Annotated in this window: 9 protein-coding genes and 1 pseudogene; 5 read left to right on the top strand and 5 right to left on the bottom strand. The window is 44.5% G+C overall.

Annotation, left to right across the window (positions count from 1 at the left end; genetic code table 11):
• The 3 genes from A3735_RS17510 to A3735_RS17500 form a co-directional block, all read left to right on the top strand.
• Positions 1-1,121 (top strand): FecR domain-containing protein (locus A3735_RS17510; protein ID WP_156499737.1); only part of this gene is annotated, 1,121 nt, incomplete at its 5' end.
• A 123-nt stretch (positions 1,122-1,244) separates the two neighbouring features.
• Positions 1,245-3,842, top strand: coding sequence for a CHASE2 domain-containing protein (locus tag A3735_RS17505; protein ID WP_068509752.1), 2,598 nt, complete (start codon positions 1,245-1,247; stop codon positions 3,840-3,842).
• A 19-nt stretch (positions 3,843-3,861) separates the two neighbouring features.
• A complete protein-coding gene (locus A3735_RS17500) occupies positions 3,862-4,728 on the top strand; it encodes an NAD(P)-dependent oxidoreductase (protein ID WP_068509750.1) in 867 nt (288 codons plus the stop codon).
• Between the two features lie 51 nt (positions 4,729-4,779).
• Here the strand turns inward: A3735_RS17500 and topA are convergent, their stop codons facing one another.
• Positions 4,780-7,443, bottom strand: coding sequence for a type I DNA topoisomerase (topA, locus tag A3735_RS17495; protein ID WP_068638357.1), 2,664 nt, complete (start codon positions 7,441-7,443; stop codon positions 4,780-4,782).
• 241 nt (positions 7,444-7,684) lie between these two features.
• Between topA and A3735_RS17490 the strand changes: the two genes are divergently transcribed.
• A complete protein-coding gene (locus tag A3735_RS17490; RefSeq protein WP_068749923.1) occupies positions 7,685-8,488 on the top strand; it encodes a hypothetical protein in 804 nt (267 codons plus the stop codon).
• Positions 8,489-8,644: 156 nt separating this feature from the next.
• On the opposite strand, the gene fadA is transcribed toward A3735_RS17490, so the two are convergent.
• Together fadA and fadB are read right to left on the bottom strand one after the other, a co-directional pair.
• The gene (gene fadA, locus A3735_RS17485) at positions 8,645-9,820 is read right to left on the bottom strand and encodes an acetyl-CoA C-acyltransferase FadA (protein ID WP_068509740.1); all 1,176 of its coding nucleotides are present in this window, start codon (positions 9,818-9,820) and stop codon (positions 8,645-8,647) included.
• A 31-nt stretch (positions 9,821-9,851) separates the two neighbouring features.
• Positions 9,852-11,999, bottom strand: a complete 2,148-nt coding sequence (gene fadB, locus A3735_RS17480; protein WP_068509739.1) for a fatty acid oxidation complex subunit alpha FadB — start codon at positions 11,997-11,999, stop codon at positions 9,852-9,854.
• A 479-nt stretch (positions 12,000-12,478) separates the two neighbouring features.
• Here fadB and A3735_RS17475 point away from each other — a divergent pair, with 479 nt between their 5' ends.
• Positions 12,479-13,324, top strand: a complete 846-nt coding sequence (locus A3735_RS17475) for a hypothetical protein (RefSeq protein WP_068509737.1) — start codon at positions 12,479-12,481, stop codon at positions 13,322-13,324.
• Positions 13,325-13,393: 69 nt separating this feature from the next.
• Here the strand turns inward: A3735_RS17475 and A3735_RS17470 are convergent, their stop codons facing one another.
• Both A3735_RS17470 and A3735_RS17465 read right to left on the bottom strand, forming a co-directional pair.
• A complete protein-coding gene (locus A3735_RS17470) occupies positions 13,394-13,891 on the bottom strand; it encodes a hypothetical protein (protein WP_068509734.1) in 498 nt (165 codons plus the stop codon).
• A 30-nt stretch (positions 13,892-13,921) separates the two neighbouring features.
• Positions 13,922-14,247, bottom strand: a pseudogene (locus A3735_RS17465) (ABC transporter ATP-binding protein); the annotation flags it as partial.

Raw genomic sequence — 14,247 nt, 5'->3', positions numbered from 1 at the left:
ACTTTGGCAAGACTGGCATGGTTGATACGCGACTAAGGCTCAAGAGAGGCTCACTGTCCACTGAGGTTACACCCTTGGTTAAAGGATCTCGCTACGAGATTACCACCCCATCGGCGGTAGCAGCCGTGCGCGGAACTGAATTTCGTTTGAGTACCCAGGGTAATGAAACACAGCTGGAAGTTATTGAAGGTGAAGTCTCTTTTGCTGGTGAACATGGGACGACTCAAGTTTTTGCAGGCAACGGTGCGCGCATCAAAAAAGGTAGCGCGATTATTGAGCAGACAAAGTTAGCTGACGCCCCCAAAGCACTATTTGCAGAGAGAGTTGTAGACGACCTTCCTTCAACTCTGTCTTGGGAAGAACAAAAAAGCGCCGAAGCTTATCGAGTTCAACTCACTGACAATAAGCAAAATGGAAAACTTGTTAAGCAAGGGAAAATACAAAAGCCTGAACTTGAGTTGGAACATATTGAGAATGGTGAGTATGACGTTTCCATGCGCGCCATTGACGCTAATGGTTTTGAGGGTGTCGACTCCGTTACACGCATAGCAGTGGACATTGGCACAGAGCAAGCAAAACTCATTGCGCCGCTTGCCAAAAGCATACTTGATAGTACCAAACCTACATTTAGCTGGAACTTTGTTAAACCGGATACGCTCGGAAAACTACAGATTTCCAAAGACAAAGGTTTCAACCTGCTAATCAGCCAAACAGACTTTGATGCAGCGCAGCAGATTGCACCAAGGAAAGCATTGATGCCCGGCTCATACTATTGGCGCGTAGTATCGCTTGCAGATGACGGCGAAACAGCGAATAGCGAAGTGCGTAACTTTTCTGTCCGCGGTATATTGAAACCCGTGAAGATTCTAAGTGTTAACTATATCGACAGCCAAGTTGGCCTGTTCTGGAATAAAGTAGACAATACCCAAGCCTACATATTGCAGGTGTCTGATAGCAAAAGCTTCGAAAACATTCTGAAAGAACAGACCATTGCCAAGGCTCGAGCCCACCTAAGATTAACACCTGGAAAGCGCTATTTCGCTCGGGTTAAGGGAATTGGCAACGAACTATTCAGTTCAGACTTTGGCCCAATCAAAGAGCTATATATTGAAAATGAATAATATGTTGCCTTGCAACAATAATGTTCGTACTGTCATCGGCGCATATCATTTTTTCACATGACAGCGAACATTTTTGCTAAGATGCGTTCGGCCCAACAACGACAGCAATAATAATAGAACCTTATGGCTAGAAACATTCCCGAATCCAGGCCTTATGCGCAGTACCTTTTGACTCTCGCCCTACTCGTGGTGAGCGCTTTTTTGGTCTATACACAAGCGGCCAAGCGCCTCGATCTCTTGGCTTACGACACCGCAATAAACCTCACCCCGGTTCCCGCTGACGAAAATACGGTTATCATCGCCATAGATGAAAAGAGTCTCAATAGTATTGGCCAATGGCCATGGCGGCGTGCAATCCATGCACAGCTAATTGAGAAACTAACGCAGTACAACACCGCACTGATTGCCTTAGATATACTTTTTTCAGAAAAAAGCGCTTCGCACCCAGAAGATGACCTTGCCCTCGCAGCAGCGATCAAGAATAACGGCAACGTTCTACTGCCATTGCACCTACAACCGCTGACTCACGGCGGAACACTTGTTGAAATTCTTCCGATACCTAAACTGGTTGAAGCTGCCAGAGGTATGGGTCATGTCCATGTTGACCTGGACCAAGACGGACTTGCGCGCGGACTATATTTGAACTCAGGTGTCGGCGATGCTCATTGGCCTAGCTTATCAATGGCGATGGCAAGCGAAGTTAACCCCATGATCCAATATATTCGCATGGTAGCATCAAGTAACTCTCCTTATATGTCAGTCAACACCCAATATCGCTTAATACCTTTTGCTGGCCCTGGCGGCACATTTCCGACCTACAGCTATCTGGAGGTTATGCTTGACCAAGTACCTGCTGAAGCATTTCGCGACAAGACCATTTTGATCGGCGCAACGGCTGCAGGTCTAGGCGATATTATTCCAACGCCTGTATCAAGAAGCGGCACCTCAATGTCTGGCGTTGAACTCCATGCCAACGCCTACTCTGCACTACTTAATAATACCGCTATTCGACCTGTTGATTCGGTTTGGGCTTACTTGCTGACATTTGCTTTCATCATGATCCCTATCCTGCTGTTTCCGCGACTCAAACCAACGCATGTCTTACCTTCTGCGATCCTGCTAGTACTGTTGGTTTTTAGTTTTAGCTACCTACTAATACTACTAGATAAGACCTGGTTTCCACCCATTAATGCAATCATTGGTATTTTACTCGCATACCCTTTGTGGAGCTGGCAACGCATGCGGCAGCTAAACCAATTTTTAAACCATGAGTTGGAAAGGCTTGAAAAAGAACCTGCGATTAGCTTCCGTCATATCGGTCAGCACCCGGTGCAAGAAATCTTCGAATCTTTAAATGCCCTGCTAAAACCTAAGCACTACGTTCTACTTAAAGATAAGCAAATTATTCTGCAAGATGAACATACGCCGCTTAGTTACCAGCGCTTAAAATCAACAAACAAGTGGATGCATGATGGGCACACCAGCTGGATAACCCTAGCTCAGGAATCTGACTCTGGCGTGACATCCTTCTACCATATGGGCTTTGTATGGGCTCATCCAACCAACCTATCTGAACATCAGGACTATCTAAACAAACTCGACTTCACAACACCACTAGCACGCAATAAGCCCCGATATTATGAGAAGGTTGCCAATCGAATATCACAGGTACGTGAAGCAATACATTCCATGCAAGACATGAGAACCTTTATATCAAAAGGCTTCGAAGAAATTCCCAATGCGGTATTTGTTACCGACCCTGTTGGCTTAATCGTATTTACCAATAGTCATGCTCAAACTTGGTTTTCTGAATCAAACGGAACGCTACTAGGACAAGCTATTTGTACATTGTTTGACCCCCAACAAAACATTCAGCTAAGTCAAAATATGAGTAAGGTATTAGTCAACGGCGCACAGACCAATGATGAAATCCAGTTAAATGATAGAGACGTTCAGGTTCATTGCGCCCCCTTTATTGTCGATGAAGACATTGACGCAGGCTTGATGATCACACTTTCAGATATCACCGAAATTCGCCAACAACAGCGTGAAAAAAATCAGCTTATTGACTTTTTATCTCACGATGTCCGTTCTCCGCTGGTATCACAGCTAGCCATGCTTAACGGGCTCAGAACTGGTCGAATCAACTGGGATAGCACGCTAATTGATGAAATTGAAAGCCACGCCAAAAGAAGCTTGAATCTGTCAGACCAATTTTTGCAAATCACTCGCGCAGAACAGAGCGCCGAGCAAAGCTTTTATGAGTTTGACCTGCTCAATGCAGTCGAAGATAGCATTGACTCCTTGTCCCAACAGGCAAAAGCGAAAGGCATTAATCTAGAGTTCTCTGATGAAGAACCTATCTGGCTACTCGGCAATGCAGAGTTGATTGAGCGAGCTATCACCAACCTGCTTTCCAATGCTGTCAAATACAGCCCTGAAGACACAACGGTTACAATTAAAACCCGTTGTACTCAAGATAAGGCGATTATCGATATTTCAGATCAAGGCTTTGGCATCAGTCCTGAAGAGCTTCCTTTTATTTTCAAGCGCTTTCACCGCCAAAGACAGACAGAATTAAGCGGCGATAAAGGTGCAGGTTTAGGTTTGAATTTTGTCCAGGTTGTAATTAAAAAACACAAAGGTAGCATTGATGTTCAGAGCGAAGCGAATCAAGGCACCTGCTTTACCTTGACCTTACCACTAGCAGAGAATAATTAAATACTTGGAGCAACATTCCATGACAACTAAAGTTTTGTTCATAGGTTTAGGGGTAATGGGATATCCTATGGCTGGTCACCTTTCCAAACATTGTGACCTTCACGTCTACAATCGTAGTACCTCAAAATCCCAACGTTGGCTCGAAGAGTATGAAGGCCAAATACTGCTAGACCTTAAGAAGATTGATCATAAGTTCGACCTCGTCATAAGCTGCATCGGCAATGATAAAGATCTCGAAGAGGTCTACCTGTCCGAACAAGGCCTGCTCGCCCAATGCGATAGCAAAACACTTTTTATCGATCACACCACCGCTTCCGCTGAACTCGCTAGACGTATTGACGCCAGCACTAAGCAAAAAGGTATGGCATTTATCGACGCTCCCGTTTCTGGCGGCGAACAGGGTGCAATTAATGGCCAGCTAACCATTATGTGCGGCGGCGAAGAAGCAGCTTTCAAACAGGCAAGCGACCTTATGCGGCACTATGCCAAAGCAATGAACCTGCTTGGCCCGTGCGGCTCAGGACAACTCTGCAAAATGGCCAATCAAATGGCCGTAGCCGGTGTGGTACAAGGGCTGGCCGAGGCCATCCATTTCTCAGAGAAAGCTGGCCTGGACTGCAAGCAAGTCGTCGATGTGATATCCAAAGGAGCTGCGCAATCATGGCAAATGGATAATCGTTCAGACACCATGATCGATGCCGAATACGAACACGGTTTTGCCGTAGATCTAATGCGCAAAGACTTAAACATCTGTTTATCTGAAGCTCGGAATATCGGCGCAAAACTTCCCCTAACGGCGCTGATTGACCAGTTTTACGCAGATGTACAGGATATGGGTGGTGCAAGGTGGGATACCTCCAGCTTACTTGAAAGGTTACGTAAATGATGGACATAAAAAAAGCCGCTTAGCGCGGCTTTTTTTATGTCTGACAACTCGCTACTTCTTTTTAGCTTTTGCCTTTTTAGCTTTAGGCAATGTCTCAACCCACTTTCCATCCTGGTAATGAGCCGACCAGCCAGTAGCTTTAACCTTCTCTTCGACTTTTTCTTCAGACATCACATACTGCTCTTTCGTCTTGCGGCTAAAACGGACAATCGACGGATTGCCCTTATTATCTTTCACCGGCGCTGAGAAAAGAAATTCATACTTAGTATCAATTTCATCTTTATGAGGCAGCAGTTCACTCACTAAGGGAGCACGAGTTTCACGATTCTTCGGGAACTTACTTGCCGCGAGGAATAATCCCGCAGCCCCATCTCGTAAGATGTAAGTATCTTCAACCTTCTCACAAGTTAATTCAGGCATCGGCACTGGGTCCATCTTCGGTGGCGCGGCTTCACCATTTCGCAATAACTTACGAGTATTTTTACACTCTTCATTGGTACAACCAAAGTACTTACCAAAGCGGCCGGTGCGAAGCTGCATTTCTGATGAACACTTATCACACTCTAATACAGGGCCATCATAGCCCTTGATCTTAAACTCACCCTCTTCAACTTCATACCCAGAACAGTCCGGGTTGTTACCACAAACGTGTAGCTTACGTTGCTCATCGATCAGATAACTGTCCATGGCGGTTGAACAAATTGAACAACGGCGCTTCTTACGCAAAAGTTTTGACTCGCCTTCCTCATCATCTGCACTGGCGATTTCATCACCCGGTACAAGATTGATCGTCGATTTACAACGCTCTTTTGGCGGCAAGGAGTAACCTGAACAGCCCAAAAACACGCCCGTACTACCCGTACGAACCTGCATATGACGACCACAACTAGGGCAAGGAATATCTGTCTCGGTTGGATCATTTTCACGCATACCACCATCAAGCGACTGTGCTTGGTCTAGTTGAGTTGTGAAATGGTCGTAGAAATCATTAAGAACCGCTTTCCAGTCCTTTTCATCTTGAGCAACATCATCCAGTTGTTCTTCCATCTGAGCGGTAAAACTGTAGTCCATCAGCTCAGAGAAAGATTCAACCAAACGATCGGTAACAATATCCCCCATCTTCTCGGCGTAGAAACGCTTGTTTTCAAGCTTCACATAGCCACGATCCTGGATCGTTGAAATAATCGCTGCGTAAGTTGAAGGGCGACCGATCCCTCTTTTTTCCAATTCCTTAACCAAAGCGGCTTCTGAATAGCGCGCAGTCGGTTTGGTAAAATGCTGCTTGGGATCCAGTTTATCTAAAGATAGTTCATCGCCAACCTGAAGATCAGGAAGGATGACATCATCGTCTTTCTTGCTATTCGACGGCAACACTTTCAAGAAACCGTCGAACTTCATAACACGACCACGCGTACGAAGTGTAAAGTCACCCGCTGTCACTTCCAAAGACGAACTCAAAAATTCGGCATTATTCATCTGACAGGCCACAAAGTTACGCCAAATCAAGTCGTACAGTCTCTCAGCGTCCTTCTCAAGGCTTTTTATGCCTGAGGTAAGCACCGTTACGTCAGATGGACGAATCGCCTCGTGAGCTTCCTGAGCTCCCTCTTTACTACTATATAGTCTCGGCGCATCAGGCACATACTTACTACCCATGTTCTCAGCGATATAATCTCTACATGCGTTGACAGCATCTTCACTCAAGTTCGTCGAATCAGTACGCATGTAGGTGATATAGCCCGCTTCATAAAGACGCTGAGCTAACATCATGGTTTTCTTTACACTAAAACCTAATCGAGTACTGGCTGCTTGCTGCAAAGTAGAAGTAATAAACGGAGCATTAGGCTTGGAGCTTGTCGGTTTGTCTTCTCGTTTGGAAACTGCAAACGCGGCTTTATTCAATGCCTCTTGGTGAGCTTTGATTTGATCAGCATTTACCGGACGGAAAGCGCTACCTTGATAGCGACTGACCTGAAAGCGTGTATCACCTTTTTTATCAGCACAGAGGTCAGCAAACATTTCCCAATATTCTTCTGGGACAAACGCTCGAATTTCTTTCTCACGCTCAACAATCAGGCGTACAGCAACAGACTGTACACGACCGGCTGAAAGTCCTCGTGCCACCTTCGCCCAAAGCAAAGGTGAAACCATAAAGCCAACCACCCGATCCAGAAAACGGCGGGCTTGTTGAGCATCAACGCGAGATTGATCCAATTCTGCCGGCACTTCAAAAGCTCCTTGAATTGCCTTCTTGGTAATCTCATTAAAGACAACGCGCTTATAGCGTTCATCATCGCCACCAATTGCTTCTTTTAAGTGCCAAGCAATGGCTTCTCCCTCTCTATCCAAATCGGTTGCGAGAAAGATTTGATCGGCATTCTTAGCGAGCTTCTTGAGTTCGGTAACAACCTTTTCTTTACCAGGCAGCACTTCATAGCGTGCTTCCCAGTCATTTTCCGGGTCGATCCCCATACGGGCAATTAGCTGTTCCTTGGCTTTACGCGCTTTATGAACCGCTTTTTCTTCCGGGCTCATCTTACGTGTAGCAGCAGCCTGTTTAGCACGCTCTTGAGGGGTACTGGTAGAACCCCCCCCCGAGGTAGGCAAATCACGAATATGCCCCACACTGGACTTTACGATGTAATCAGAACCGAGGTATTTATTAATTGTCTTAGCTTTTGCTGGTGACTCGACAATAACGAGGGACTTACCCATAAAACTCCAAACTAAAGTGGTTGCTCATACGCTGCAATCTAGCTGTATATTTTTTCAGCAAAACATACCCTAAAAAGAACAAACGTGAGAATAAGTTGAATATATAAGGCGACATATATATTGATTTGTAGCTAAAGGGTCAAGTCATTGCAATGTTTTTTTCTGATTTTTGAACAAACTAGCTAGCATTTTTAAAGCCTTTGCTACACTTAAAGGGAATAAAGCCTGAAACATAGTCCACATGAATAGTACACTTATAATATCTTTGATAGCCTCCATCATTGTTATCTCAATGGTTGCCAGTGGCATAAGTTATAGCCGCCAACAAGCAATGAAAAAGCGCAAGCTTCGCATTAACAAACTAAGGCAACAAGCTGATGAGCTATTAAGCTACACCTCACTTTTATTAAAAATTGATGAAAGCTACGTACTGATCACCCAAGTTCAATCTTTAGCAGTGAACGCCTTAAAAGCAGCGCAGCAATTAGCCCCCGACGATCAATTAATTCTTTCCCACTTACGAACTCAAGAGGGAAAGTTACTAAACTTCAAAAGCGGACAACGAGAAAATAAAGTCGCCTGTTATGTCACCAGTGATATTGAACTGACCCAGGCACAAAGCCAAATCGGTCAAATCAGTAAGTTACTCGACATCTATCGCAATAAAGGCTCATTAACGGCGGCAAAGTGCCAGGAGCTGCAAATTCATCTGCAAACAGTCAAGGTCGAGCTCAACATAAATAGTAACTTATACCAGGCCGACAGCTTCGCTGAGGAAGGCGATATGACGATGTATCAGATGCATATCAAGCAAGCTCTGGACTTGCTGAAAAAGACCAGCATAGATAATGATACGAAAAACACCCGCATACGAGAGCTAAGCGAACTCCTGACCGAAGCAAAACGAACAAACCGTGTCGTAGGCGAAGGTAACTTGATCAAACCTCAAGCCAAGAAGGCAAAAAAGAAAAAACCGATCAGCGACTCAGCAGAAACGGAAACCAATCAAAACGAATGTACCGACACTTCAACTGAGCAAAAATAGAAGTAGTGAGTCGACTTAAGTAAATCTACCCCCTCTTAAAACAAAAAAACCGCAGCCAAAACTGCGGTTTTTTCTTATCTTATTAAGACACACTCCCGAAGAATACTTCCTATTGCCTAAGCAATCTTCCTGGGAGCGTGCTTATCAAAGATGGTCTTACAGACGTTCCCAAATTGTTGAGATGCCCTGACCAAGACCTACACACATGGTAGAAACACCATATTTGCCGCCCTTATCTTCAAGAACATTCAACAAAGTCGTTGAGATACGTGCACCTGAACAACCTAGTGGGTGACCCAAAGCGATCGCACCACCATTCAGGTTAACTTTAGTCTCTGCAACATCTAGCAACTTAAGATCTTTCATTACTGGCAAAGACTGACCTGCGAAAGCTTCGTTAAGCTCCCAGAAATCGATATCTTCAATGGTAAGACCAGCACGCTTAAGTGCTTTCTTAGTTGCTGGAACTGGGCCGTAACCCATGATAGCTGGATCACAACCTGCAACAGCCATTGAAACGATACGAGCACGTGGCTTAAGGCCAAGCTCTTCTGCTTTCTCAGCTGACATCAACAACATTGCTGCTGCGCCATCTGTAAGCTGTGAAGACGTACCCGCAGTTACTGTACCGCCTTTAGGGTTGAAAGCTGGCTTCAACTTGCCTAGAGACTCTGCAGTCGTTTCTGGACGGATTGTTTCATCGTCCTCAATAAGAACTTTAAAACCGTTCTCATCATGACCTTCAACTGGAACGATTTCGTTCTTAAAACGACCTTCCAATGTAGCTTCGTGAGCTAGACGGTGTGAACGCGCGCCAAACTCATCTTGCATTTCACGTGAAATACCGTGCATTTTAGCTAACATTTCAGCCGTTAGACCCATCATGTTAGATGCTTTTGCAGAGTACTTACTTGCTGCTGGGTTGTGGTCGAAACCTTTAGTCATGGATACGTGACCCATGTGCTCAACACCACCCACAACAAACACGTCACCGTTACCGGTTTGGATTGCTTGTGCAGCTGTGTGAATTGCACTCATCGCAGAACCACACAAACGGTTAACCGTTTGAGCGCCAGCAGCGTGAGGAACTTTAGTTAACAATGAAATTTGACGAGCAACGTTAAAGCCCTGCTCCATTGTTTGGTTAACACAACCCCAGATTACGTCTTCAACGTCATTAGGGTTCAATTTTTCGTTACGATCAAAAATAGCATCAATCAGCGTAGCTGAAAGTGTCTCAGCACGTACATTGCGGAAACAGCCATTTTTAGCACGACCCATTGGGGTACGTACTGCATCGATGACGACGACATCTTTTGGATTAAGACTCATAGATATTCTCCGTTCGATTCTGTTTCAGCGATTAGCCGAAAAACTTCTTGCCAGTTTTAGCCATTTCTCTCATACCCTCTGTTGGAGTGTAAAGAGCACCTAGATCAGCATACTTGTCAGCGATCTTATTAAATTCTTCGATGCCGATAGAATCGATGTAACGAAGCGCACCACCACGGAATGGAGGGAAGCCGATACCGAAGATAAGACCCATATCAGCTTCTGCTGCAGTCTCTACGATACCATCTTCAAGACAACGTACAGTCTCGATACATAGAGGAACCATCATACGCTCGATGATTTCTTCATCTGTAAATTCATTGTTGTTAAGAACAACAGGCTTGATCATGTCGTAAACGCCTTCGTCCTTCACTTTCTTCTGCTTACCTTTACGGTCTAGCTCGTAAGTGTAGAAGCCTTTGTCGTTCTTCTGACCGTAGCGGCCATCTTCAAACATAACTTCCATCGCAGTACGGAACTCATTCTTCATGCGATCAGGGAAGCCTTCAGCCATGACTTCACCAGCGTGAATAGCTGTGTCCATACCTACAACGTCTAGCAAGTAAGCAGGACCCATAGGCCAACCGAATTTCTCCATGATCTTATCAACGCGCTGGAAGTCAGCACCGTCACGTACTAGCGCAGCAAAGCCACCGAAGTATGGGAACAAGATACGGTTAACTAGGAAACCTGGGCAGTCGTTAACAACAACAGGCGTCTTACCCATTGCTTTAGCGTAAGCAACTGTCGTAGCGATTGTTTCTTCGCTAGTTTTCTCGCCACGGATAACCTCAACAAGAGGCATCATGTGTACAGGGTTGAAGAAGTGCATACCACAGAAGTTTTCTGGGCGCTTCAAGTTCTTAGCTAGCAAATCAATAGAGATTGTTGAAGTGTTTGAAGTCAAAATTGTATCTTCAGATACTTGATCTTCTACTTCACAAAGAACGATGTCTTTAACCTTAGGATTCTCAACAACCGCTTCAACAACCAAGTCTACGTCACCGAAGTCACCATAGCTTAGTGCTGGATCGATAGAGTTCAGAACTTCAGCCATTTTCTCAGCTTTCATCTTACCTTTGCTTACGCGCTTAGTAAGAAGCTTGCTTGCTTCGCTCAAACCTAGATCGATACCTGCTTGCGCGATATCTTTCATGATGATTGGCGTACCTTTTAGAGCAGACTGGTAAGCGATACCGCCACCCATGATACCTGCACCAAGAACCGCAGCTTTCTTAACTTCAGATGCTTTTGGCTCAAGCGCTTTTGCTTGTGCTTTAAGTGCCTGGTCATTCAAGAACAAACCAATCAAAGAAGCTGATACTGAAGTCTTAGCCATCTTAGCAAAGCCTTTCGCTTCAACTTCGATTGCCTTGTCTCGCGCCATACCCGAATGCTTCTGCATCGCTTTAATCGCTTCAACAGGTGCAGGATAGTTAGGACCAGCTTGACCAGCAACGAAACCTTTAGCAGTTTCGAAAGTCATCATGCTTTCCATTGGGTTCAGCTTAAGCTTAGAAGTCTTCTCTTCACGACGAGCTTTATAGTCTAGCTTGCCAGCAACTGCTTGCTTAACAAGATCGATTGCTGCAGCTTCTAGCTTATCAGCATCAACAACCGCATCTACTGCACCAAACTTAAGTGCATCAGGTGCTTTGTATTCTTTCGTGCCTGCGATCCATTCGATTGCATTATCTGCACCGATTAGACGTGGTAGACGTACCGTACCACCAAAACCTGGGAAGATACCCAGCTTAACTTCAGGTAGACCGACTTTAGCCGTTGGCGACATAACACGATAGTCCGTAGACAGACACATCTCGAAACCGCCACCCAACGCAATACCGTTGATAGCAGTTACAGATGGAAACGGAAGATCTTCAATTGCACTAAATACAGCGTTGGCCTGCAAGTTGTTTGCGATAAGCTCTTCTTCAGAACCAGCAAACAAGTCAGTAAATTCTGTGATATCTGCGCCAACGATAAAGCAATCTTTTGAACTTGTAACAATCAAGCCCTTAATGCCGTTTGCGTTCTTTAAGCTTTCCGCTGCTGCGCCAAGCTCTTCAATAGTAAGTCGGTTAAACTTATTGACTGACTCGCCCTCTAAATCGAAATTTAGCTGTGCGATTCCGCCTTCAATCTCTTTAACCGTGATGGCTTTACCTTCGTAAATCATCAACTGTTCTCCAAGTTAATTATCCGTGCTGGTCTACCTACGTCCTCTGAAAGGTCGAGGCTCCAACAAAGTTTTTTTGGGCCCGCATATTTCGCGGGAATTTTCGAAATTCATACGCTCGTTTGAATTGCGTGTGCGAACCATGTAAAAAAATCCATCATTTGTCAATTATTATTGACATAAGTAAACAATTCTTTTCTAGATTTTCCAACAGAACAATCACCTATCCATTTGTTTTATAGGTTTTTTTAAAATTATGCCTTTTTAACGAATTTATTATTCCACCAAAGAACAAATTCAATACAAAGCTGACTAACATATATTCTTGAGTCTTCAGAGCGTCGATAGAATTACCGAAAGCAGACAAAATCATGCGCAAAACAAAATAATTACAATCACTATGAACTTCATTCGCCAAACGCTTGTATGTTAAGCATTAAATACTACACTGAACTAAATATCTCGTTAGAAATAAAAACATGGAGTCGCAATTAATGTATTTCAAGAACATCACTTTTAACCGCCTAAGCGCTGTTATTCCATTTATTTTCGTATTGTTGTTCACATCAACACAAAGCCATGCGGCCGAGAATTCGTCAAAATCAGTCCTGGAAAACATCTACCAAAGCCAGATCAACTCTTATTATTCTATTAATGGCTTTTATAACTTCAGTGCAAACCAAGGTGCTCAAAAAGACCTGGAAGATATCAATGCCTCGCTCACAACAATGGCCGAGCTTTTTAACGCAATTCAAGGTGAAACAGATTCGGGTGAGACCTCGGAACAGTTTGAAGCAGTCGCCGCTGCATGGAAAGCCTACCAAAAAGTACTCAAGCAGAACGTACGTGAAGTTGAGAAGACAGGCTACCCTGACCTTCGCTTAGCGGGCGACATGGCGACCAATAACATTGCACTCAATGCAGCATTAAGCGGCCTTTATGATGCTATTCAAGCAGGCGCGAGTATAAAGCCAAGTAAGACAACCCAGCTAAGCCGTGATACAGCAACTAACCTTGCCCTAATGATGACCAAGTATTCAGCAAGAACAACTTCTACGGTTAGTCAGGTATATGCAGGCGGCGATGTCGATAAAGAAGTAACGATCGATTCTCTTGCTGAAGAGTTCGGTAAACAGCTGCAAGAATTGATGGCTATGGCTGAAGGTAAACAGACCTCGTTCAAGCTATTAGATTCTGCGAATACCAAATGGGACTTCATTAAGAACTCTTACGTAAATTACAACGAGAATCGTGTTAACTTCATCGTTAACCTTTACTCAAAAAAGATTATTAATGACATTGAGCAAGCTCTTGAGACGATGTAATTAATACTTAATAGTCTGAGACATAAAAAAACCGGGCCATGTAGCTCGGTTTTTTTATGTCTCAATTTTCTAGGCTAACCAATATTTCGCATATTGCTTACAGCTTTCCAGGCAGCGCTTAACGCTTTCCACCTCTTCCAGGGATTCTGGAGACTTTTGCTGCTCTCGCCACAACATAGCTAAGCCACCTTGTGAAATCACCAAGGCTTCACAGGTCTCAGGCAAGCCCTCAAAGACCCCCTCCTTTTCCAACGCCTCTTTGAGCTCATCCCTAGCGTCAAGCTCATGTGCATCGTGATCAACACTCAGGCGGATCACTCGCGCTTTGTGTGAACTTGGCTTGGCCTCTCTAGGCAACAAACACTCATACAAGGTATAAGGACGATAATTATCTATCCAATAAAAAAGTGACTTCGCCAGTTTTTCGTCGAGCAACCTTACCTTCAGCCCCAATTCCAGAGCACGTGCGCGCATTGCCGTCAGCGACTTTTCTCTGGGTGAAGGCATAACCCATAAAACCGACCCAAATACAGCCAAAGTAATGAGTAGCGCTACCCACAAACCCATTACACTGGCCCTCTATCGTTACGCTCTGATTTAAGCATCTTCCAACTCCATCCAACGTTCCATAGCAAGCGACAACTCATCTTCAAGTGCCGCTAGTTCAGCCGTAACAGATTCTATTTCTTCATGGTCTTTTTGATAAAACTCAGGCGACACAATAAGAGCCTGAAGCTCTTCAATCCTCGACTCCATTTTCTCTATTTTCGCAGGCAACTGTTCCAACTCGAGCTTTAATTTATAACTCAATTTTTTTGGTTTATTCTGCGAGACAGCAGGACTTTGTTTCTCGGTGGAACTGCTTGTTGGAACAAGTTCTTTTTCAAGCGGTTTAGCGGCATTGTCCTTATCGTTTGTATACT

The sequence above is a fragment of the Oleiphilus sp. HI0061 genome (assembly GCF_001635675.1).
Note: the sequence above shows the minus strand (reverse complement) of the source record. Positions and strands in the feature narration are given on the sequence as shown.

What these genes read in the sequence shown, in the direction of transcription:
- topA (WP_068638357.1), bottom strand. Translation starts at nt 7,443, where the DNA reads ATGGGTAAGTCCCTCGTTATTGTCGAGTCACCAGCAAAAGCTAAGACA.
- A3735_RS17505 (WP_068509752.1), top strand. Translation starts at nt 1,245, where the DNA reads ATGGCTAGAAACATTCCCGAATCCAGGCCTTATGCGCAGTACCTTTTG.
- A3735_RS17470 (WP_068509734.1), bottom strand. Translation starts at nt 13,891, where the DNA reads ATGGGTTTGTGGGTAGCGCTACTCATTACTTTGGCTGTATTTGGGTCG.
- fadA (WP_068509740.1), bottom strand. Translation starts at nt 9,820, where the DNA reads ATGAGTCTTAATCCAAAAGATGTCGTCGTCATCGATGCAGTACGTACC.
- A3735_RS17490 (WP_068749923.1), top strand. Translation starts at nt 7,685, where the DNA reads ATGAATAGTACACTTATAATATCTTTGATAGCCTCCATCATTGTTATC.
- A3735_RS17475 (WP_068509737.1), top strand. Translation starts at nt 12,479, where the DNA reads ATGGAGTCGCAATTAATGTATTTCAAGAACATCACTTTTAACCGCCTA.
- fadB (WP_068509739.1), bottom strand. Translation starts at nt 11,999, where the DNA reads ATGATTTACGAAGGTAAAGCCATCACGGTTAAAGAGATTGAAGGCGGA.
- A3735_RS17500 (WP_068509750.1), top strand. Translation starts at nt 3,862, where the DNA reads ATGACAACTAAAGTTTTGTTCATAGGTTTAGGGGTAATGGGATATCCT.